This is a genomic window from Achromobacter sp. SD115, from assembly GCF_017355315.1.
Taxonomy (GTDB): domain Bacteria; phylum Pseudomonadota; class Gammaproteobacteria; order Burkholderiales; family Burkholderiaceae_B; genus Achromobacter; species Achromobacter xylosoxidans_B.
This window is the reverse complement of sequence record NZ_JADIJM010000003.1, coordinates 188,487-209,000: the sequence shown is the minus strand read 5'-3', so window position 1 is coordinate 209,000 and position 20,514 is coordinate 188,487. Positions and strand designations below refer to the sequence as shown.

The 20,514-nt window shown below is 66.0% G+C and carries 18 protein-coding genes and 6 tRNA genes; 6 read left to right on the top strand and 18 right to left on the bottom strand.

What is annotated here, in order from left to right; genetic code table 11:
* Positions 1-11: 11 nt before the first annotated feature.
* Positions 12-890 (top strand): dienelactone hydrolase family protein, encoded by an 879-nt coding sequence (locus IPU70_RS05650; RefSeq protein ID WP_207465639.1) that lies wholly within the window; start codon positions 12-14, stop codon positions 888-890.
* Between the two features lie 880 nt (positions 891-1,770).
* On the opposite strand, the gene IPU70_RS05645 is transcribed toward IPU70_RS05650, so the two are convergent.
* On the bottom strand, positions 1,771-2,193 hold the full coding sequence (locus IPU70_RS05645; protein WP_207465637.1) for a hypothetical protein: 423 nt from the start codon (positions 2,191-2,193) through the stop codon (positions 1,771-1,773).
* A gap of 242 nt (positions 2,194-2,435) precedes the next feature.
* On the opposite strand from IPU70_RS05645, the gene IPU70_RS05640 reads away from it, so the two are divergent.
* Positions 2,436-2,939, top strand: a complete 504-nt coding sequence (locus tag IPU70_RS05640) for a peroxiredoxin (RefSeq protein ID WP_207465635.1) — start codon at positions 2,436-2,438, stop codon at positions 2,937-2,939.
* Positions 2,940-3,025: 86 nt separating this feature from the next.
* On the top strand, positions 3,026-4,408 hold the full coding sequence (locus IPU70_RS05635) for an MFS transporter (protein ID WP_207465633.1): 1,383 nt from the start codon (positions 3,026-3,028) through the stop codon (positions 4,406-4,408).
* A gap of 16 nt (positions 4,409-4,424) precedes the next feature.
* Here IPU70_RS05635 and IPU70_RS05630 read toward each other — a convergent pair whose 3' ends face one another.
* The 9 genes from IPU70_RS05630 to IPU70_RS05590 form a co-directional block, all read right to left on the bottom strand.
* Positions 4,425-5,300 carry an EamA family transporter gene (locus IPU70_RS05630; protein ID WP_207465994.1) on the bottom strand — a complete coding sequence of 292 codons (876 nt, stop codon included), beginning with the start codon at positions 5,298-5,300 and terminating at the stop codon, positions 4,425-4,427.
* Entirely contained in the window at positions 5,297-6,316 is a 1,020-nt protein-coding gene (gene bioB / locus IPU70_RS05625; protein WP_207465631.1) for a biotin synthase BioB, read from the bottom strand. The genes IPU70_RS05630 and bioB overlap by 4 nt, the downstream gene beginning before the upstream one ends.
* Positions 6,317-6,557: 241 nt before the next feature.
* Complete coding sequence (locus tag IPU70_RS05620; RefSeq protein ID WP_207465630.1) at positions 6,558-8,051, bottom strand: PAS domain S-box protein; 1,494 nt, start codon at positions 8,049-8,051, stop codon at positions 6,558-6,560.
* Positions 8,052-8,265: 214 nt separating this feature from the next.
* Positions 8,266-8,342 (bottom strand) — tRNA-Asp (locus tag IPU70_RS05615).
* Between the two features lie 71 nt (positions 8,343-8,413).
* Positions 8,414-8,489, bottom strand: a tRNA-Glu gene (locus IPU70_RS05610).
* Between the two features lie 39 nt (positions 8,490-8,528).
* A tRNA-Ala gene (locus tag IPU70_RS05605) sits at positions 8,529-8,604 on the bottom strand.
* 103 nt (positions 8,605-8,707) lie between these two features.
* Positions 8,708-8,784, bottom strand: a tRNA-Asp gene (locus IPU70_RS05600).
* Positions 8,785-8,847: 63 nt separating this feature from the next.
* Positions 8,848-8,923 (bottom strand) — tRNA-Glu (locus IPU70_RS05595).
* A 39-nt stretch (positions 8,924-8,962) separates the two neighbouring features.
* Positions 8,963-9,038, bottom strand: a tRNA-Ala gene (locus IPU70_RS05590).
* Positions 9,039-9,393: 355 nt separating this feature from the next.
* Between IPU70_RS05590 and IPU70_RS05585 the strand changes: the two genes are divergently transcribed.
* The gene (locus tag IPU70_RS05585; protein ID WP_207465628.1) at positions 9,394-10,449 is read left to right on the top strand and encodes an aldo/keto reductase; all 1,056 of its coding nucleotides are present in this window, start codon (positions 9,394-9,396) and stop codon (positions 10,447-10,449) included.
* A gap of 7 nt (positions 10,450-10,456) precedes the next feature.
* On the opposite strand, the gene lnt is transcribed toward IPU70_RS05585, so the two are convergent.
* From lnt to miaB, 5 genes are all read right to left on the bottom strand, one after another.
* Positions 10,457-12,085: an apolipoprotein N-acyltransferase gene (lnt, locus tag IPU70_RS05580; protein WP_207465626.1), complete on the bottom strand. Its 1,629-nt coding sequence runs from the start codon at positions 12,083-12,085 to the stop codon at positions 10,457-10,459.
* Positions 12,082-12,969: an HlyC/CorC family transporter gene (locus IPU70_RS05575; protein ID WP_207465624.1), complete on the bottom strand. Its 888-nt coding sequence runs from the start codon at positions 12,967-12,969 to the stop codon at positions 12,082-12,084. The genes lnt and IPU70_RS05575 overlap by 4 nt, the downstream gene beginning before the upstream one ends.
* 154 nt (positions 12,970-13,123) lie before the next feature.
* The gene (gene ybeY, locus IPU70_RS05570; RefSeq protein ID WP_207465614.1) at positions 13,124-13,597 is read right to left on the bottom strand and encodes an rRNA maturation RNase YbeY; all 474 of its coding nucleotides are present in this window, start codon (positions 13,595-13,597) and stop codon (positions 13,124-13,126) included.
* The gene (locus IPU70_RS05565) at positions 13,587-14,612 is read right to left on the bottom strand and encodes a PhoH family protein (RefSeq protein WP_207465612.1); all 1,026 of its coding nucleotides are present in this window, start codon (positions 14,610-14,612) and stop codon (positions 13,587-13,589) included. The genes ybeY and IPU70_RS05565 overlap by 11 nt, the downstream gene beginning before the upstream one ends.
* Positions 14,609-16,042: a tRNA (N6-isopentenyl adenosine(37)-C2)-methylthiotransferase MiaB gene (gene miaB, locus IPU70_RS05560; RefSeq protein WP_207465611.1), complete on the bottom strand. Its 1,434-nt coding sequence runs from the start codon at positions 16,040-16,042 to the stop codon at positions 14,609-14,611. The genes IPU70_RS05565 and miaB overlap by 4 nt, the downstream gene beginning before the upstream one ends.
* A gap of 169 nt (positions 16,043-16,211) precedes the next feature.
* Here miaB and IPU70_RS05555 point away from each other — a divergent pair, with 169 nt between their 5' ends.
* Complete coding sequence (locus tag IPU70_RS05555) at positions 16,212-16,973, top strand: phosphatase PAP2 family protein (protein WP_207465609.1); 762 nt, start codon at positions 16,212-16,214, stop codon at positions 16,971-16,973.
* A 56-nt stretch (positions 16,974-17,029) separates the two neighbouring features.
* Here the strand turns inward: IPU70_RS05555 and IPU70_RS05550 are convergent, their stop codons facing one another.
* Together IPU70_RS05550 and IPU70_RS05545 are read right to left on the bottom strand one after the other, a co-directional pair.
* Positions 17,030-17,740 carry an alanyl-tRNA editing protein gene (locus tag IPU70_RS05550; RefSeq protein ID WP_207465608.1) on the bottom strand — a complete coding sequence of 237 codons (711 nt, stop codon included), beginning with the start codon at positions 17,738-17,740 and terminating at the stop codon, positions 17,030-17,032.
* Between the two features lie 47 nt (positions 17,741-17,787).
* On the bottom strand, positions 17,788-18,465 hold the full coding sequence (locus IPU70_RS05545; RefSeq protein ID WP_207465606.1) for a VOC family protein: 678 nt from the start codon (positions 18,463-18,465) through the stop codon (positions 17,788-17,790).
* Positions 18,466-18,782: 317 nt separating this feature from the next.
* On the opposite strand from IPU70_RS05545, the gene IPU70_RS05540 reads away from it, so the two are divergent.
* Positions 18,783-19,433 (top strand): imm11 family protein, encoded by a 651-nt coding sequence (locus tag IPU70_RS05540; RefSeq protein ID WP_207465605.1) that lies wholly within the window; start codon positions 18,783-18,785, stop codon positions 19,431-19,433.
* A gap of 131 nt (positions 19,434-19,564) precedes the next feature.
* On the opposite strand, the gene secF is transcribed toward IPU70_RS05540, so the two are convergent.
* A complete protein-coding gene (gene secF, locus IPU70_RS05535; RefSeq protein WP_207465602.1) occupies positions 19,565-20,500 on the bottom strand; it encodes a protein translocase subunit SecF in 936 nt (311 codons plus the stop codon).
* Between the last annotated feature and the right edge of the window lie 14 nt (positions 20,501-20,514).

The following is a 20,514-nucleotide window of genomic DNA, read 5'->3' as shown; positions in this document are numbered from 1 at the left end:
GGAGATTCTCGATGAATGACCAGGACGCGCACTTCGACAGCCTGCTTCCGCCCTTGCGGCTGAACCGGCGGGGTTTCATGGCCACCACGGTGGCGACGGGTTTTTCGCTGGCGGCCGGGCAGGCCGTGGCGCAGACCGCGATCACCACGGACGCCAATGGACTGGTGGCCGGAAAGGTGGACATTCCGGTCAAGGACGGCAAGATGCCCGCGTACCGGGCGGCGCCCAAGGGCAAGAAGGACCTGCCTACCGTGCTGGTGGTGTCGGAGATTTTCGGGGTGCACGAATACATCCAGGATGTGTGCCGCCGGCTGGCCCACCAGGGCTACCTGGCCATTGCGCCCGAACTCTTCGCGCGCCAGGGCGATCCGTCCAAGTACACCGAGATCCCCAAGCTGCAGGCGGAAGTCATCGGCAAGGTGCCGGACGCGCAGGTGATGTCCGACCTGGATTCGGCCGCGGCCTGGGCCACGTCCAACGGCGGCAATCCGGACCGGCTGGGCATCGTGGGCTTTTGCTGGGGCGGCCGCCAGGTCTGGCTGTACGCCGCGCACAACCCGAAGCTCAAGGCCGGGGCGGCCTGGTACGGCCAGTTGGCCGGGCAGCCTTCGGACCTGAAGCCCAAGTCGGTGCTGAGCCAGGTGAATGAACTGAAGGCGAAGGTGCTGGGGGCTTACGGCGGCAAGGACGCCGGGATTTCGATGGCGGACGTGGACAAGATGCGGCTGGAACTGGCGCAGGGGCCGGCGGCGGCGAAGGCTTCGCGGATCGATGTGTATCCGGATGCGCCGCATGCGTTTCATGCGGATTATCGGCCGTCTTATCGGAAGGCGGAGGCTGAGCAGGCTTGGACGCGGATGTTGGATTGGTTCAAGCAGAACGGGCTTTGATCGGATCTGGGGTTGTTGGTGTTGCACGTACGTAGTTGTTTGTGTCACATACGTGCTAGTTGGGCTGCATGGCGCGCTTCGTAGGTCGCCCGTCGGCGCGGGCGGCGTGGCTACTTGCGCTGCTAGAGCTGTGGTCGGGGGCGAGTCTTGGGCTGCCCGTGTTACTCGGCCGCGCGGGCGGCCGAGTAACACATACATGATTTTTTAAAGTGTGATTGTGATCGCTGGCGCGAATGCGCCGATTGTGTTTCTTCTGGCGTTGCCGTCAGGGGGGAGGGGCGGTGATGGGTGGCGCGCGGCGGGTAGTCGTTTGCGCATGCAGACCACGCGCGCGCGCCACCCATCCAGCGTCGGAGTTCAAGTGGCGATGGAGGAAATGTCAGATCTCGCTCGCGCGTGGTCTGTTGGCGTCGAAGGCCAAATACTGGCACTCCCCCCATTCCAAACAATGACGGGCGGGAGCGCGAGAAATCACGGTCGTCATGGCCACCTGCTGTAGGTGTCTGAACCGATCCTCCGCCAGCGCGCAGCGTCATCGTCAATCGCAATACACCGCGTAAGCCCCCAGAGGCCGCCCGCGCGGCCGGCCGGGGGCGGGCCCCGCAAGAGCCATCGCCTAACCCCATCCGTGGCGAGAACCCCAAGCACACAGATCGTCCCAGCCGCCGTCAAGTTTCAAATGCCGGAGCCTGTCGCGGCAGGAGCCTGGGCCGCGCGGGGCGTCGATAAGCCCGACGGAATCCGAAGGCAGCCGCCGCAGGCGGCAACGAGGATGAGGACGGGGCAGTCCGGAGCGAAGGCTCCGGACCGCAATCGTTGCCCCGCGCGGCCCAGGCTCCTGCCGCGACAGGCGTCTGAAGAACCCCTACGCGGCCAAAAATTACTGCGCCTTCTCTCCAGGCAAGCCATCACTGACCTCAGCCAACGCACTCTTCATATCCTCGTACTCCATCACCCTCTCGTTCTGAAAACTACCCAGCACCCCCCGGCATCCATCCACCCCCGAGCGCTTCATTTCCTCCATCATCGTCTTTCCCTGGCCCTGTCCCTGCTGGAACAGCCCGTCATAGCCGCCCGCCGAAAAGCCATATTCCTGCGCATACTGCAGCAGGTTCTTGCGGGACGTGGCCTGGTGCTGGGCCAGGTCGGGTTCGGAGGCGCCGCAGGCGCGGGCGGCGCCGTTGGAGGCGCCGGCGGCGACGACGAAGGAATCGTATTGGGCTTGCTCGGCGGCATCCGGAGCCGCCCAGGCCGTGGCGGTCGTGGCCAATGCCAGGGCCAGACCGGTCAAGATCTTGCGCATCGATGACTCTCCGCTGGATGCCCGCCAGCCGGCTGCGCGGCGTGCGCGGGCGGTGATTGCAACCACAACATTATGGCAATCAGCCGTTTCGAACCCGTGTAGGCACGGTATGGAGTCGTTTCAGACTGTGCATCTTTTTTTCCCGGGGGCCTGACGGCCAGCAAGGCGGCCGCGCAAGAACTATGATGGAGGCTGTGGGGCGCTCCTGCCCCAGTGCATTGCCCCCATTCCTGGAGATCTACATGACGATCAAAGTCGGCGATCGCGTGCCGGACGGCACCCTGACCGAATTCATCGAAACCGAAACCGCCGCCTGCTCGCTGGGGCCCAACGCGTTCCAGGTCGCCGATCTGACGCGTGGCAAGACCATTGCGCTGTTCGCCCTGCCGGGCGCCTTCACGCCCACCTGCTCGGCCAAGCATCTGCCCGGCTATGTGGAACAGGCCGCTGCCCTGAAGGCCAAGGGCGTCGATGAAATCTGGTGCGTGTCGGTCAACGACGCGTTCGTCATGGGCGCCTGGGGCCGCGAGCAGAAGACGGACGGCAAGGTCCGCATGCTGGCCGATGGTTCCGCCCTGTGGACCAAGGAACTGGGCCTGGAGCTGGACCTGATCCAGCGCGGCATGGGCGTGCGCTCGCAGCGCTACTCGGCCCTGATCGTCGACGGCGTGGTCAAGCAGCTGAACATCGAAGGCCCCGGCAAGTTCGAAGTCAGCGACGCCGCCACGATGCTGTCGCAAGTCTGATCCCACGCAGTTCCTGTTTTACCGCTTAGTGCAGCGGGCCGCTTTCGCGGCCTGTTGCGCTGCCGCCAGCAGCGGTTGCCGACGCCATGCTCGCCACCATCTCCTCCTTCTCGTCGCTTTACTTCGCGACCTTGCTGATGCTCATCGGCACGGGTCTGTTCAATACCTACATGGGGCTCAGGCTGACAGCGCAGTCTGTCAGCGAGGTGTGGATCGGCGCCCTGATCGCCGGCTACTACCTGGGCCTGGTGTGCGGCGCCCGTCTCGGGCACAAACTCATCATCCGCGTGGGCCACATCCGGGCGTTCGTCGCCTGTGCGGCCGTGGCCACCAGCATGATCCTGGCCCAGACGCTGGTCGACTCCATGCCGCTGTGGCTGGTGTTCCGCGTCATTTCGGGCATCGTGATGGTGACCGAGTTCATGGTCATCGAAAGCTGGCTCAACGAGCAGACCGAAAACCACCAGCGCGGGCGCGTTTTTTCCGTCTACATGGTCGTGTCCGGCCTGGGCACCGTGCTGGGGCAACTGGCCCTGACCGCCTATGCCACGCTGGATCTGCGGCCCTTGACCCTGGTGGCCATGTGCCTGGTGCTATGCCTGGTGCCGATCGCCGTCACCGCGCGTTCGCACCCGCCCACGCCGCTGCCGGCGCCGCTGGACATCCGTTTCTTCATGCGGCGCGTGCCGCTGTCGATGACGGTGCTGTTCGTGGCGGGCAATCTTTCCGGCGCCTTCTACGGCCTGGCGGCCGTCTACGGCGCCAAGCACGGCCTGTCCACCTCGCAGGCGGCGATTTTCGTGGCCGCCGCGGTGACCGCGGGTCTGTTGTCGCAATGGCCCATGGGCTGGCTGTCCGACCGCATCAACCGCGCCGGCCTGATCCGCTTCAACGCGCTCTTGCTGGTGCTGCTGCCGGTGGTCATGTGGGGCTGGATCGTCCTGCCGTACTGGGCGCTGGTGGCCATGTCCTGTGTTTTTGGCGTGCTGCAGTTCACCCTGTATCCGCTGGGCGCGGCCTTTGCCAACGACCACGTGGAGTCCGAGCGCCGGGTCAGCCTGTCGGCCGTGCTGCTCATGACTTACGGGGTGGGCGCCTGCATCGGCCCGATGATTGCCGGGGTGCTGATGTCCCTGGCCGGACCCAGCATGTACTACGTCTTCATTTCCGCCTGCGCCCTGATCCTGGTCTGGCACGTGCGTCCCACCCGCGTCACGGGTGCGCACCAGGTGGAAGAGGCTCCCACGCATTTCGTGCCCATGCCGGACACGCTGCAGAGTTCGCCGGCTGCGGCGGTGCTGGATCCGCGAGTGGATCCGGCGACGGACATCGCCATGGAAATGGTGCAGCCCGACGTGGCTCCGGTGGCGGCAGCCGAGCCGCCTGCGGAGGAGCAGCCTGGCGAGGCCGGCGTGGACCAGACAGACGACGCGGCCGGGGACGGCCGCCAGAGGCGTACCGGCACCTGAGGCCGGGATGGCGCCCTTACCAGGGCGCCATCAGCACGATGGCGGCCAGCGCCAGCGCGATGCCCAGCAGGTTCAACCGGGTCAGGGGTTCGCGGAAGACCAGCGCGCCGACCAGCGTGCCCAGGGTGATCACCCCCATGTTCATCGATGCAAACACCAGCGCGGGATGCTCGGGCAGCGACTGGTGCGCGCGGATGTAGGTCAGGATGTTGCCGAAGTTCGCCAAGCCCAGCGCTGCGCCAGCCGCCAGGTGGCGCAGCTGCCAGCGCACCCGACTTCCCAAAAGATAGGCGAGCATCAGCAGGCCGGCGATGACGAAGGCCAGCAGCAGCCCGCCCGCGAAGGCGGTGCCTGCGCGCGCCATCTGCTTGAACAGAATGTCGATCACGCCATAGCCTACCCACACGACCAGCGGCCACAACCACAGGGCGCGGCTGCTCGCGGCGGGGTCTTCGCCAGGCACTTGTGCGCGGGCGGGGCGGCGCAGCAGGCAGTACAAGGCGCTGGCCGCCAGCAAGATCGCGGCCAGCTTGCGGCCGCTGACCGATTCGCCGAACAGCAGGAAGGCCGCCAGCAACGGGATGAACAAGGACAGGCGCTGCGCCGCGTCGCTGCGCACGATGCCGGCATGGCGCACGGCCGCCGCCATCGCCAGGAACACGCTGGGCAGCAGCACGCCCAGCGCGGCCAGCACCAGCCAGGGCGTTTGCGGCGCCAGCAGCGCGCCCGGGTCCGGGCGCAGCACCGCCCAGCAGAGCAGGGCGGCGACCGCGTAGTTCATGGCGATGGCCTGGCGCACGTCCACCTGGTAGCGCCGCGCCAGCTTCAGCAGCACGGCCACGGTCACGCTGCAGGCGACGCTGGCCAGCAGGTAAAGCAGGCCCGGGGTCAGCGGCATGCCGTGGCGTCGTGGTGCTGGTGCTGGGCGGCGTCGATGCGCATGCCCAGGCGCTGCAGCAGGCGCTGGTCGGCTTCCATCTGCGGATTGGCGGTGGTCAGCAGGGCGTCGCCATAGAACATGGAGTTGGCGCCCGCCATGAAGCACAGGGCCTGCAACGCGTCGTCCATGGCTTCGCGGCCGGCGGACAGGCGCACCGCCGCGCGCGGCATGGCGATGCGGGCCACGGCGATGGTGCGCACGAATTCGAACGGATCCAGGGCTTCCACGCCGGCCAGCGGCGTGCCTTCCACCTGCACCAGATTATTGATCGGCACGGATTCGGGATAGGGCTCCATGCTGGCCAGCTGGGCGATCAGGCCGGCGCGTTCGCGGCGCGATTCGCCCAGGCCCACGATGCCGCCGCAGCACACGCTGATGCCGGCATCGCGCACCCGGTCCAGCGTGTCCAGCCGGTCCTGGTAGGTGCGGGTAGAAATGATCTTGCCGTAGAACTCGGGCGAGGTGTCCAGGTTGTGGTTGTAGTAGTCCAGGCCGGCGTTCTTGAGCTGTTCGGCCTGGCCCTCGCGCAACATGCCCAGGGTGACACAGGTCTCCAGTCCCAGGGCCTTCACCGCGCTGACCATCTCGGCAACGGCCTCCAGGTGGTGCGGCTTGGGGCTGCGCCACGCGGCGCCCATGCAGAAGCGTTGCGCGCCGCCGTCCTGGGCCTTGCGGGCCGCGGCCACCACGTCCGCCAGCGGCATCAGCTTGTCGGCGTCCAGGCCGGTGTCGTAGTGCGAGGACTGCGGGCAATAGGCGCAGTCCTCGGGACAGCCGCCGGTCTTGATCGACAGCAGGCTGGACAGCTGGATGGCGTTCGGATCGAAATGGGCGCGGTGCGTCTGCTGGGCCCGGAACACCAGATCCATGAACGGCAGTTCGTAGAGCGCCATGATGTCGGCGGCGCTCCAGGCGGGAGCGGCGGCCGGCTTGGCGATGGTCGGGACGGGAATGTAGGCGGTCTGCATGGATGGCTCCTTTCGGTCTTGCGGGATCGCGGCACTTGGCAGGCAAGGGCGGGATCGGCGGATCGTAAGAAGCTGCGCAGGGTTTGCGCAATGCAGTCGGTCTGGCGGAAATTGGCCGCCTGTTGTAGTTATTTTTGCTGAAAATGGAAGATTTTGGCAGGCGCCGGGGTCTAAGTGGGCCACATCTTCGGGGACACCTGAACGCCCATTATTTTGCATCTAATTGTAAATTTACGACGCTTCAGCCTTGCCCGCGCTTGTCGCGCGCCCGCGTGCGCTCGTGTCCGGTGATGCCGCGGTCCCGCGCCCACACGATGGCTGCGCTGCGGCGGTGCACGCCGATCTTGCTGTAGATGGTGGCCACGTGGTTGCGCACCGTATTGCGCGACAGCTTCAGTTGCCGGGCGATGCCGTCGTCGTCATGGCCCTGGCACATCAGGCCCAGCACCTCGCGTTCGCGCGAGGTGAGTTGCGCCAACTCGGCCACGTCGCGCGTGGCGGGCGCGGGTTCGCGCAGTTGCGCGAGCTTTTCGATGACGCTGCGGCTGAACCAGGACGTGTCCTGCATGACGGCTTCGATCGCCGTCAGCAATTCCATCTCGGAGCGTTTGCGTTCCGTGATGTCCTGGATCGCCAGCAGCACGCGTGGCTGGCCGCCTATGGTCACGGGTTCGGCCGACAGCAGGCAATCCAGCGGGCTGCCGTCCCTGGCCGCCAACGCCACATCGCGGTTGCGGAGGCCTTCGCCGCGCCGGAGGCTGGCCTCCAGATCTTCAGGGAGCTGCAGGCCCAGTCCGGTCAGCGCTTGGCCGATGCCGTCCTGCGGCGACGCGCCGGTAGCTGCGGCGAAGGCGTCATTCAGGTCCAGCGCGAGCAGCGTCTCGGCTTCGCATACGGCCATGGGTACGGGCGCCAGGCGGAACGCCTTCGAGAAGCGCTCCTCGCTTTCGCGCAAGGCCAGTTCGGTGCGCTTGCGGCCTTCCTGGTCGATGAAGGTGAACAGCATGCATGGCTCGCCCTGCATGTCGATGGGCTGGCCCGCGACGATGACGAACTTCACGCTTCCATCCGCGAGTTTCAGCGCGCCTTCGCGCTGCGCGATGGTCTGCCCTTCGTTGAGCCTGGCGACCGCGTTGTCCTTGTCGCCGTCGCCGTCCAGCACGTCCAGTTCGTAGGCCGACTTGCCCAGTATGGCATCGCGCGCGTAGCCGGTCATTTCCAGGAAGCCCTGGTTCACCTTCACGTAGCGCAGGTCCGACAGGCGGCAGATCAGGGCGGGCGCGGGATTGGCGCCGAAGGCGCGTTCGAAGCGTTCTTCGGCGTTGATCTGCCCGGTCTGGTCATGCAGGATCAGGACGCGGTAATCGGCCCCGTCGCCGCCGTCCAGGTGCAGGCCGCTGGCGCGTACGTTGCGTCGGAATTCCTCGTCGTCCTTGCGTGCCAGGTCCAGCAGCAGTTCGTCGAATGCTTCGGCTGCGGCCAGGAGATCCAGCGGATACTGGCGCGCCGGCACGCGTTGATGGTTGCGGTAGCTGAGGGTGTAGCGCTTGCGATAGCCGGCTGGCGTGCCGCCCAGTTCATCCAGCGTGGAGGCGCCATGCAGCGTGAGCGCGCTGGCATTGGCCCAGGCGATGGCGCCGTCCGCCTCGAGCAGGATGATGCCTTCGTTCAGGCCCGCGATGATGCGTTGCAGATGCTGGCGGTGCGGATGGGGAGCGGCGGTGTTCGCGGTCACGTAGTCCTCTTCTTTTCGCAGGGCACGACGCAAAGAGAATGAAGGCGCACTGAAAGGCTGTCCAGATGGCGAAATGGACGAGACTGAGGGTAGGGGGGAATGGCGGGGAAGATGGCTGCCGCTTGATGATGCGGGCAGAAATGCAAAAAGCTCCGGAAACCGGAGCTTTTGATGGCTGGCAAGGCTGAGGCGCTTGCGAACTGCGTGATGTGCTTGGCGGAGCGGACGGGGCTCGAACCCGCGACCCCCGGCGTGACAGGCCGGTATTCTAACCAACTGAACTACCGCTCCGCAGCGGTTTACTCTGACTTCTTCAATGCACTGCGGTGTCAAGGCAGCTTGGTACTACATGCCAGAAAGACTGGCGTCCCCTAGGGGATTCGAACCCCTGTACTCACCGTGAAAGGGTGATGTCCTAGGCCTCTAGACGAAGGGGACCTGAACGAAACAGAACTACTTTACTACCGTACTGCTTACTGGTGGAGGTAAGCGGGATCGAACCGCTGACCTCTTGCATGCCATGCAAGCGCTCTCCCAGCTGAGCTATACCCCCCAGGATCCTCGATGCCCCAAACTTCAGACAACAAGGTCTCACACTATATAAAGCAAAAAAGCCCCGAAAACGGAGCTCTTGAAAGACTCTGAGCGAGAGCTTTTGGCGGAGCGGACGGGGCTCGAACCCGCGACCCCCGGCGTGACAGGCCGGTATTCTAACCAACTGAACTACCGCTCCGCAGCGGCGTACTCAAAACATAGTCACTTCAACTGCATCACTACATACTGCTGCCAGAAAGACTGGCGTCCCCTAGGGGATTCGAACCCCTGTACTCACCGTGAAAGGGTGATGTCCTAGGCCTCTAGACGAAGGGGACTTGGACTTGCAAACTGGTACTGCATCCTTCGCCGTTGACTGGTGGAGGTAAGCGGGATCGAACCGCTGACCTCTTGCATGCCATGCAAGCGCTCTCCCAGCTGAGCTATACCCCCGTCTTTCTAATCAGCCCGTTCAACGTTTTACGAAGGTGAACACGCGTTTTACCGAGTGCTTTTTCGTAGTTCGTTGCCGGTTTTGTTTAGTGCCGTTGGCGAAGAAACGAGATTATGCACGAACTAAATAGGGTGTGCAAGTCGCTTCGCGGCAAAAAGCCAAAAAGTCGCGAAAAAATGGGGGCTGGAAGGGCTTTTTCGCTCATTTTTGCTCTTTCTTTGCGCAGGCTTGGGCGGGGTGATTGATGCAGAATTCAAGTAAATCAAAGGCTTGTGAGAATGCTATCGTGAGCGGAAAATTTTTTCGCCGATCTGGAAAGTTTTCCACACCGGATCGGCGCACACGGACATCGCCATGAGCAACAAGACTTCGTTTCCCACGCGGCCGCTGGGGCAGAGCGGCATGGACATCACCCGCATCGGGCTGGGCGCGTGGGCCATCGGCGGCAACGGCTGGGCGGTGGGCTGGGGACCGCAGGACGACGCCGATTCGGTGGCCGCGATCCGCCGCGCGGTCGAGCGCGGCATCAACTGGATCGACACCGCGGCGGTGTACGGGCTGGGACATTCCGAGGAGATCGTGCGCCGCGCGCTGGCGCAGATGACGCCGGACGCGCGGCCCTATGTCTTTACCAAATGCGGCCTGACTTGGTCGGTGGAGCAGCCGCAGGCGATGCCGCGGCGTACCGGCGCGCCGGCCAGCATCCGGTGCGAAATCGAGGATTCATTGCGCCGGCTGGGCGTGGAGCGCATCGATCTCTACCAGATGCACTGGCCGGCGGGCGACGGCACGCCCCTGGAGGTGTACTGGCAGGAACTGCTGGACCTGAAACAGGAAGGCAAGGTCAGGGCGGTGGGCCTGTCGAACCACAATCTTGCGCAATTGCAGCAGGCCGAAACCCTGGGCCATGTGGATACGCTGCAACCACCGTTCTCGGCCATCCAGCGGGCGGCGGGCGCGGACCTGATTCCGTGGTGCGAGAGGAACGGCACGGGCGTGATCGTCTACAGCCCGATGCAGTCAGGCCTGTTGACCGGTGGCTTCAGCGTGGCGCGCGCCCGCGCCTTGCCGCCGGATGACTGGCGCGCGCGCAACGCGGAATTCACCTCGCCCGGCATCGAGCGCAACCTGGCGCTGGCCGATGCGTTCAAGCCTATCGCCGAGCGTCACGGTACGACGGTCGCGGCCGTGGCCGCAGGCTGGACCTTGGCTTGGCCGGGCGTGACGGGCGCCATCGTCGGCGCCCGTAGCGCGGCTCAGGTGGATGGACTGCTGGGCGCGGCGTCGCTGGAACTGGACGCCGAGGACCTGGACGCCATCGCGGACGCGATCGAGCGCACGGGCGCCGGGGCAGGGCCGCTGCGCCCGCCCGGGGAGAGCGGCGCGCTGCCGGCCAATCTGTTCGCCTGAGGCGGCTTCAGCCGCGGCGCGTCTTGCGGCCGCTGCCGAACGCGGCAATCAGCGCCAGGCCGATCAAGGCCAGCGCGGTCTTGTCGCCAAAGCGCGCATAGGGCGTCAGCCCCGTCATGCCTTGCACGGCCACCGGCAGCACGCCGGCTTGCAGCGGCGCGAGCTGAGCCGCCACGTGGCCCTTGGCGTCGATGGCGGCGGTAATGCCGGTGTTGGTGGCGGTCAGCATGGGACGCGCCGTTTCCCTGGTGCGCAAGCGGCCGATCTGCAGATGCTGGCGCAAGGCCCAGGAATCGCCGAACCAGCCCAGGTTGCTGACGTTCACCAGTATCGTCGCGCCCGGTTCGCCATTGGGGCCGGGCTGCAGCGCGGGCAGCAGGTCCGGTCCGAACAGATCTTCGTAGCAGATGTTGAACGCGACGTGCTGGCCGCCGACGGCGAAGGGCGTCTGGCGCACCGCGCCGCGGTCGAAGTCGCCCAGCGGAATGTTCAGCATGTCCACGAACCAGTGGAAGCCGGGCGGCACGTACTCGCCCCAGGGCACCAGATGGCGCTTGTCGTAGCGCATGGCGGTGTTGCCGGCCACGAGCTGCTCGACTGGCGTATTGCCGTCAAAGCCCATGACACTGTTGGTGTAGCGGTCGCGGCCATTGACGCGGTCGTGCAGCGGCACGCCCATGGCGATGGTCGTATTGCGCTGCGCCGCCAGGTCGCGCCAGACTGCCCAGGCGCGCGGATCGAGCTGGTCCTGGAAGATCGGCAGCACGGTTTCCGGCAGGATGATCAGTTGCGGCGCGGGCACGCCCGGCGCCGGCGGCATCGCCGCCAGGTCCAGGTGGCGCGTCAGGCTCTGGTCGAGCAGGGCGGGGTCGAATTTCTGGGATTGTCCGATGTTGCCCTGGACCAGTCGCACGTTCAGCGGATCGCCGGACGGCGTGGACCAGTCGATGCGGGACAGCGGCCAGCCGGCAGCGGCCAGGGCCAGCGCGATGCCGGCTGCGAGGGCGTGGCGCGAGCCGGCGCCGGCCCGGCGCGAGGGCTGCCACAGGCTAGCCAGGGCAGCGGCGACGAAGGCGGCCAGGAAGGCCATGCCATGCACGCCAAGCAGCGGCGCCCAGCCCGCGATGGGACTGTCGACCTGCGCATAGCCGATGTTGAGCCAGGGAAAGCCCGTCAGCAGCACGGCGCGCAGCCATTCGAACGCGGCCCACATCGCGGCCCAGGCCAGCGTGCCTGACAGGATGCGGGCAGGCGGGGAGTCCGGTAACAGCGGCGCGTAGCGGCGCGCCAGCGCGCTGGCGGTGGCCGGGAACAGGGCCAGGAAGGCCGACAGCGCCAGCACCGCGGCCACGGCCAGCGGCGCGGCCAGATCGCCGTAGCGGTGCAGGCTGATGAAGATCCAGTACAAGCCCAGCGCATAGCTGGAGAAGCCGAACAGCCAGCCGCGCAGCCAGGCCTGTTTCGCGGAAGGCGCATACAAGGTGACGCGCGCGGCGATGGCCAGCATCAGGACCTGGGTGACCGCCAACGCCCAATCCGGCAAGGGCCCGGGCGAGAAAGTCAGGGCGTGCACGGCGCCCGCCAGCACCAGGCCGGCGGCGCCGCGCAGGTTACGGCTGCGCGGGGACTGGGTCATTCGTCGGCAGAGTGTGAGGCTTGAGGCGCGGCGTTGCGCTTGACGCGCAGCCAGATGGCGCGGCGCGCGTCGCCGCGGGCCACTTCCAGGCGCAGGCCGTCGAACTCGGCAATGTCGCCGCGGCGCGGGATGCGGCCCAGCTGTCCGCCCATCCAGCCGCCGACGCTGTCGTACTCGTCGTCGGGCAGTTGGCAGCCGAACACTTCGTTGAAGTGCGAGATATCGGTGGCCGCCAGGACGCGCCACTGGTTCTCGCCTTCGGGGAAGATGGAGTCTTCCTCGGTTTCGTCGAATTCGTCTTCGATGTCGCCGACGATCTGTTCCAGCACGTCTTCCATCGTGACCAGGCCGGAAATGCCGCCATGCTCATCGATGACGATGGCCTGGTGGTTGCGGCTGGCGCGGAACTCGTGCAGCAGCACGTTCAGGCGCTTGGATTCGGGGATGAAGACGGCGGGCCGCACCAGCGTGCGCACTTCGATGCCGGGTTCCAGCATGCAGCGCAGCAGATCCTTGGCCAGCAGGATGCCGATGATGTTGTCGCGGTCGCCCTCGTACACGGGGAAGCGCGAATGCGCGGTCTCGATGACGGAGGCCACCAGGTAGGGGATGGGCTGCGTGACGTCCAGCAGGTCCATGCGCGAACGCGGGACCATGATGTCGCCGACAGTGCCTTCGGACACGGCGAGCGCGCCCTTGATCATCTTGTAGGATTCCGCGTCTAGCAACTGGCGTTCGTGCGCGGCTTCCAGCACGGCCTTGATGCCTTCGCGGTCCTCGGGCTGGCGGCGCACGAGGGAAAGCAGGCGGTCTAGAAGGGATTTGGTGGCGGGTTTGGCTGAGCGAGCAGAAGTCGCTTCGGGAGCAGGGTAAGGGTCAGACATCGTCCGGGAGGACAAGTTATGGAGGGGCCAGCATAACCGATACTGGCCTGCAATTTGTAACGGCGGCCCCCAAAATGAGGGGAACCGCCGCCATCTGCGCCTTGCTGCACGCCATTTGCCGCCAATTTCTCAGGGTTGACCCGAAGGGGCAGGGTCAGGCGGCGACGTAAGGATCGGCGATGCGCATGGCGGCCAGTGTGGCGGTCTCCAGGGCTTCCATGCGCTTGGCGTCGCGGGCCTTGATGTGGTCGTAGCCCAGCGCGTGCAGCACGCCGTGGATGGTGAGGTGGGCGGCGTGGTCCAGCAGCGCCTTGCGCTGTTCGCGGGCCTCGCGCACCAGCACCGGCACGCACATGACGATGTCGCCGCGCGCAACCCCCAGCGGATCCACCCCGTACTCGAAGGTCAGCACATTGGTGGCGTAGTCGCGGCCGCGGAAGTCGCGGTTCAGGCGCCGGCCCTCGGCCGCGCCGACCAGCCGCAGACTCAGCTCCGCGGCCGAGAACGTCACCAGGCCGTCGTCGGCCGCGCCCGCCAGCGCCCGCTCGGCCCAGCGGCGCAGGCGCCAGCGAGGCAGGCGGGCTTCCTCGACGCCATATTGCACGGACAGGGACAGTTCAGGCTTCATCTTCGGAGGCGCGGTCGTAGGCGTCGACGATGCGCGCGACCAGGGGATGGCGCACGACGTCTCGGCTGGTGAATCGGGTGGTGGCGATGCCTTGGACCTCGTGCAGCACCTTCACCGCATGAGCCAGCCCGCTGTCCTGGCCGCGCGGCAGGTCCACCTGGGACGGGTCGCCGGTGATGACGGCCTTGCTGCCGAAGCCGATCCGCGTCAGGAACATCTTCATCTGTTCCGGCGTGGTGTTCTGGGCTTCGTCCAGGATGACGAAGGCGTGGTTGAGCGTGCGGCCGCGCATATAGGCCAGCGGCGCGATCTCGATGGTCTGCTTTTCGAACAGGCGCTGCACCTTCTCGAAGCCCATCAGGTCGTAGAGCGCGTCGTAGAGAGGCCGCAGGTACGGATCGACCTTTTGCGCCAGGTCGCCGGGCAGGAAGCCCAGGCGTTCGCCGGCCTCGACCGCCGGGCGCGTCAGCACCAGGCGCTGCACGGTGTCGCGCTCCATCGCGTCGATGGCGCAGGCCACGGCCAACCAGGTCTTGCCGGTGCCGGCGGGGCCGACGCCGAAGGTGATGTCGTGCTTGAGGATGTTGTTCAGGTAGTCGCGCTGGCGCGGCGTGCGCGGACGCAGGTCGCTGCGCTTGGTGCGCAGGGCGATGCTGTCGCTTTCGTCGTCCAGGGCGGGCAGCGGGTCCGCCTCGCGGGCCTGTTCTTCCTTGAGTTTCTCTTCCTGGCGCCCGACGCCGATCTCGACCAGGCCCAGTTGGATGTCGTCGACGGACAGGGCGCGGTGCACGGCCTGCTCATGGAAGCGGCGCAGCACCCGGCCCGCCAGTTCCGCCAGCTCGCCTTCGATGGTGACGCGGCTGCCGCGGCGCGAGAGCTTGACGTTCATGCCGTCAGCCAGCTGCCGCAGGTTCTCGTCCAGCGGGCCGCAGAGGTTGGCCAGATGGGTGTTGTCGCCGTCCAGGGTGACGACGGCGGGCATGCTGCGACGGGCGCGGGAGCGGGGAGTGGTCATTCGGCCTCTTGGGGGGTACGGTCCACGTCGGCGACCCGGGCGCGCAGCGAGTTGGTGTGCGCTTCGGTGATGATGACGTCGACCATTTGTCCGATGAGCCGCGCGGGCGCGGCGAAGTTCACGATGCGGTTGTTCTCGGTGCGGCCCATCAGCTCGTTCGGGTCGCGGCGCGAGGGGCCTTCCACCAGCAGGCGCTGGCGCGTGCCGATCATGTTGCGGGCGATCGTGGCGGCCTGCTCGTTGATCAGCGCCTGCAGGCGTTGCAGGCGGCGCAGCTTCACTTCCTGCGGCGTGTCGTCTTGCAGGTCGGCGGCGGGCGTGCCCGGGCGGCGCGAATACACGAACGAGAACGAGGTGTCGAAGCCGACGTCCTCGATCAGCTTCATGGTCTTTTCGAAGTCTTCCTCGGTTTCGCCGGGAAAGCCGACGATGAAGTCAGAGGACAGGGTCAGGTCGGGGCGCGCGGCGCGCAGGCGGCGCACTACCGACTTGAATTCCAGGGTGGTGTAGCCGCGCTTCATGCCGGCCAGCACGCGGTCGCTGCCGGCCTGTACCGGCAGGTGCAGGAAGGACACCAGCTTGGGCAGACGGGCGTAGGCATCCACCATGCGCTGGGTCATTTCCTTGGGGTGCGAGGTGGTGTAGCGGATACGCTCGATGCCGGGGATTTCGTGCACGTACTCCAGCAGCATGGCGAAGTCGGCGATCTCGTCGCTGTCCGTCATGCGGCCGCGGTAGGCGTTGACGTTCTGGCCCAGCAGCGTCACTTCCTTCACGCCCTGGTCGGCCAGGTCGGCGACTTCCACCAGCACGTCCTCGAAGGGGCGCGAGACTTCCTCGCCGCGCGTATAGGGCACGACGCAGAAGCTGCAATACTTGCTACAGCCTTCCATGATGGAGACGAACGCCGTGGCGCCGTCCACGCGCGGCGGCGGCATGTTGTCGAACTTTTCGATCTCGGGGAAGCTGATGTCCACCTGCGAACGGCCTTCGTCGCGGCGGCGCTTGATCAGGTCCGGCAGGCGGTGCAGCGTCTGCGGGCCGAACACCACGTCGACATAGGGCGCGCGCTTGACGATGGCCTCGCCTTCCTGGCTGGCCACGCAGCCGCCCACGCCGATCACCAGGTTGGGATTGGTTTTCTTCAGGTGCTGCACCCGGCCCAGGTCCGAGAAGACCTTTTCCTGCGCCTTCTCGCGCACCGAACAGGTGTTGAACAGGATGACGTCGGCGTCTTCCGGGTTGTCGGTGAGTTCCAGGCCCTGGTCGCCGCGCAGCACGTCGGCCATCTTGTCCGAGTCGTACTCGTTCATCTGGCAGCCGAAGGTGCGAATGTACAGCTTGCGGGGGGAGCCGGCCTGGGCGGCGGGGAGGGCGGCGCTGGCGCCGTCGTGCGCGGCGTCGGCGCGCTTGAGAGTGGTTTCTTGCATGATGGTCGCCGTGACGGGTGTAGATCCCGGGGGCAGAAAGGTAGGAAACCCGGGATTTTAACCCTTGCCCGAATTTGCTTCTTGGTCTGGCGCGTCCAGGCCGTTACGATAGCGTGCTGGGCCGATTCCGGGTTCCAGGAACATTTCTCATTTCCCTGTAGCGGTACCGATGAACACCAATCCCCTGACGCCTTCGGCGGCCGCTCCCGTGACCGACGCCGTGGCGGGCCCCGGGCCCGATCAGTTCCGCAATCCGTTCTCCGCGCTGACCTGGGTGCTGCTGGGCTGCGCCCTGGCGCTGGCCGCCAGCGCCTGCGCGCTGTGGGTGGACCTGCCGCTGGCCGTGTGGATCAAGCAGTCGGTCTCCGAGGGCGTGAACGAATCCTTCGAATGGATCGGCGAACTCGGCGAAAGCGGCCCCTATATCGGCGTGGCGCTGGCCTTCTACGTGATCGGCCTGGTCGGCCTGGCGCGCGGCTGGCGCAACCCAGTGCGCATGAGCTACGCCAGCATGGCGCGCGGCAGCCTGCTGATGCTGTCGACGATGGCAGTGGGCGGGCTGGTGGTGCTGGTGCTCAAGCGTTCGGTGGCGAGGGCGCGCCCTGAACTCTTCTTCGAAAAAGGTATTTACGGGGTGGGCGAGTCCTTCTCCCGCGCCCAGCTGTACAACTCCTTCCCCTCCAGCCACACCTATGCGGCTTTCGCCGTGGCCGTGGTGCTGGGCATCCTGGCGCCGCGCTGGCGCTGGGTCTTCCTGTTGCTGGCCGCGCTGGTGGCGATGAGCCGGCTGGTCAACCTGGACCATTATCTGTCCGACGTGATGACGGCCGCGGGCATCGCGGTGCTGGTTGGACACGTGCTGGCGCCCCGCGTGCTGGGCAGCCGGTATCAATGGCCCTTGCGCGCGCCGTGGCGCTGGTGGAAGAAATAGGCTTGCCGCCTCCCGGGCGCGCGCTGCGCCCGGCATGAATGGCGGCCGCCCCGGTCTTACGCGAAGTTCACGACCACGCGCCGGTTGGTGCGGCTCTTCTTTTCGATCTTGGTGACGGCCACCGCGCCAATCTCGCCCGTGTTGGCCACATGCGTGCCGCCACAGGGCTGGCGGTCCACGCCCGGGATTTCGACGATGCGTATGCTGGCGGTGCCCGCGGGAGGCGCGGCGCCGATGGTGCGCACCAGGTCGGGTTCCGCCGCCAGTTGTTCGGGCGTGATGCAGTTGATGCTGACGCCGGTGCGGGCGTTGATCAGCGCGTTCAGCCGTTCGCTCAGGTCGGCCTTGTCCAGCGTGGACTCGGGCAGGTCGAAGTCGATGCGGGCGGAGTCCGGCGAGATATTGCAGCCCGTCACTGGCGCGGGCACCAGCGAACCCAGCAGATGCAGACAGGTGTGCAGGCGCATGAGCCGGTGGCGGCGCGGCCAGTCGATGGCCACCGATACGCGGTCGCCGACTTGCGGGGCGGCATCGCCTTCCAGCACATGCAGGATGCGCTGGCGGTCGTCGGCGTAGACGGTGTCGGTCAGGGCGAGCCGGCGGCCGTCGGCCAGCGTCAGCGTGCCGCTGTCGCCCGCCTGGCCGCCGCTGCGCGCGTAGCAAACGGTCTGGTCCAGTTCGACGCCCTCGGGGCTGACGGCGATCACGACTGCGTCGCAGCGGTCCAGGTAGGGGTCTTCGTCGAAACGCTTGCGGGTGGAAGGCATGAATAGGTCTCCGGATGTTCTGTGTTTTTTTCTGATGCGCTGCGGCTTCAGGCCAGGATCTTCAGGCCGCCGGCTGTTTCGATCTGTGCGCTCAGGCGCGGCGGGCCATCGGCCTGCGCCACCTGGATCAGGTGGTCGGCGCCCATCCAGGCCAGCCCCTGGCGCAGCAGCCCGGCTTGCGGATGGCTGCCGGACAGCTGCTTGAGCGTGAGGTTCTGGCGCGGCAGGCTGACGCCGGGATAGTCCGCCACGTCCCATTGGATCAACGTGGGCAGCAGGCCGTCGCCGGCCGCGTGGCCGGCCTCGCGCCAGGCGGGCAGGCTGCCGTCGTCCGGCACCGTCAATCGCCAGCGCAGGCTGCCGCGCTCCATGGGGATGGCGGGAGGGATGCGTCCGGGGTGCTCGGCCTGCATGCGGGTCAGGTCCAGGGGGGCTTCGACCCGCGCCGCCCAATGGGCCAGGTAGGGGCCTTGGGCGAGGCGGGCGCGGACTGCGTCCTGGTCCAGCCCGAACCAGCGCGGCCGCGCGGGCGCCGGGGCTTGCGGATCGATGGCGATGACTTCCAGGTAGATGCCGCCGGCCATGCCGAGCACGCGGTTGTGGGTGCCCATGCGGGGATGGGCGCCGCCGCCCGCGGGCGCGATGCCGAGCAGCCCGGCGACGTACTCCGTGCCGCTGTCCAGGTCGGCGGCGGCGATGACGAGGTGATCGATAGCGAGTTTCATGGTGGGGCTATGGTAGCGAATCTGCGGGGATCCGTACCCGTACACCGCGACGGCGGCCTGCTGTACAGTGCCCGCGTTCGCCCTTTTTGCCGAAGGGCTCCCGTCCTAAAATGCGGGGAGCACTCCAGATGCTGTACCACTGCTACAAGCAGCACGTACAAGGACGATCACAATTCGCCACGATCAGGCAAGCTGTCTCAAGTTGCTGGAAGCGCTTCAACTGTCTCAGTTCGGGCCATCCTTGCCCCTCGCCAGCCTGCGGCTACGATCAGCCCACCCACGGGAACCTTTCCACCCCGTATTCATTTTAGAAACCTATGAACGAGCAGACCGCCATTCCCGTTTCAGTTGAGACCGAGTCCTGCAAGGGCAGGTTTTTTCTCATTGATCCAAGCGATAGAGGTAATGGTCAGGTTTCGGGGCTGGAGTTTGCGAACGAAGACGCACTGATCCACCCAAGCATGAATATTGTCGAGCGACCGACTGGCGAACCCGATCAGTACCCCGAACGACCACATCTGGTGCACGTGCCGGAGAAAGGGGGGCTGCCGCGCGACTTTGAAGTGCTGGCAGGCATCTGGGTTGTTTCCGAGGCACTCAGACAGGTTTTCCTGCGTGCAGACCCCGAAGCATTCGCATTCGTCCCATGCGACTTCACCCTTGCCGACGGCTCCCCCGGTCCGCGGTACTACCTCTGCAATGTGCTGCGTACGCTGAATGCTCTGGACGAAGCCCTATCGCGGGTGAAGATCAAGCTTGACCACGACCACCAGACTGGCCAGGACGTAAAGCTGTACAGCGTGTTGGGTGGAGGGAGTCTGATCTTCAAAGCAGACGCCGTGGCAAATGCCCACGTCTTTCGCCAAGAGCGCTTGGGTGCTCCTCCTATCTGCGACCGGGTGATGTCTGATGCCCTGGTTGCGGCGAAGTTGAACGGTGTCCGGCTGCGTGACGTAGCGGAGCTCTAAACGAAGTCCCCCTCAATCGGACTTGAGAGAAGTTGCATCTATGGATGATGTACTTAGCGAAGTTCGGCGCTGGAGCCATGGTGAAAAAAAACCCGCCGCGATGCGACGGGTTTTCTCATGGCGGGAAACGCTCAGGCGGCTTCGCCTTCCTCGCCTTCCTTCTTGACCGGCTTGACCAGGTCTTCGCGCTTGACGCCCAGCCACATGGCCAGGGCCGCGGCCACGAACACCGACGAGTAGATGCCGAACCAGATGCCGATGGTCAGGGCCATGGCGAAGTAGTGCAGGGTGGGGCCGCCGAAGAACAGCATGGCCAGCACCATCATCTGCGTCGAACCGTGGGTGATGATGGTCCGCGAGATGGTCTGGGTGATGGCGCTGTTGATGACTTCGTGCACGTCCGCCTTGCGGTACTTGCGGAAGTTCTCGCGGATCCGGTCCATGATGACCACGGATTCGTTCACGGAGTAGCCCAGCACCGCCAGCACGCCCGCCAGCACCGACAGCGAGAATTCCCACTGGAAGAAGGCGAAGAAGCCCAGGATGATCACCACGTCGTGCAGGTTGGCGATCACGCCGGCGACGGCGAACTTCCATTCGAAGCGGAAGCCCAGGTACACCATGATGCCGATGACCACCACCAGCAGGGCCATCAGCCCGTTGTGCAGCAGTTCCTGGCCCACCTGCGGGCCGACGAACTCGACGCGGCGCAGTTCGACGCCGGAGTCGGCGGTCTTCAGCGCGGCCATGACGGTTTCGCTCTGGGTGGCCGAGGTCTGGCCTTCCTGCAGGGGCAGGCGGATCATGACGTCGTGCGAGGTGCCGAAGTTCTGCACCTGGAAGTCGGTGTAGCCAAGCTTGGAGACCACGCCGCGCACGTTTTCAAGCTGCGCCGTCTGGGCGTAGTTGACTTCCATGACCGTGCCGCCGGTGAATTCGATCGACAGGTGGAAGCCGCGCGTAAGGATGAAGAAGACAGCCGCCAGGAAAGTGACGAAGCTGATGATGTTCAGCACCAACGCGTGGCGCATGAACGGGATGGTGCGGTGAATACGGAAAAATTCCATTTTTCGCCTTAGGC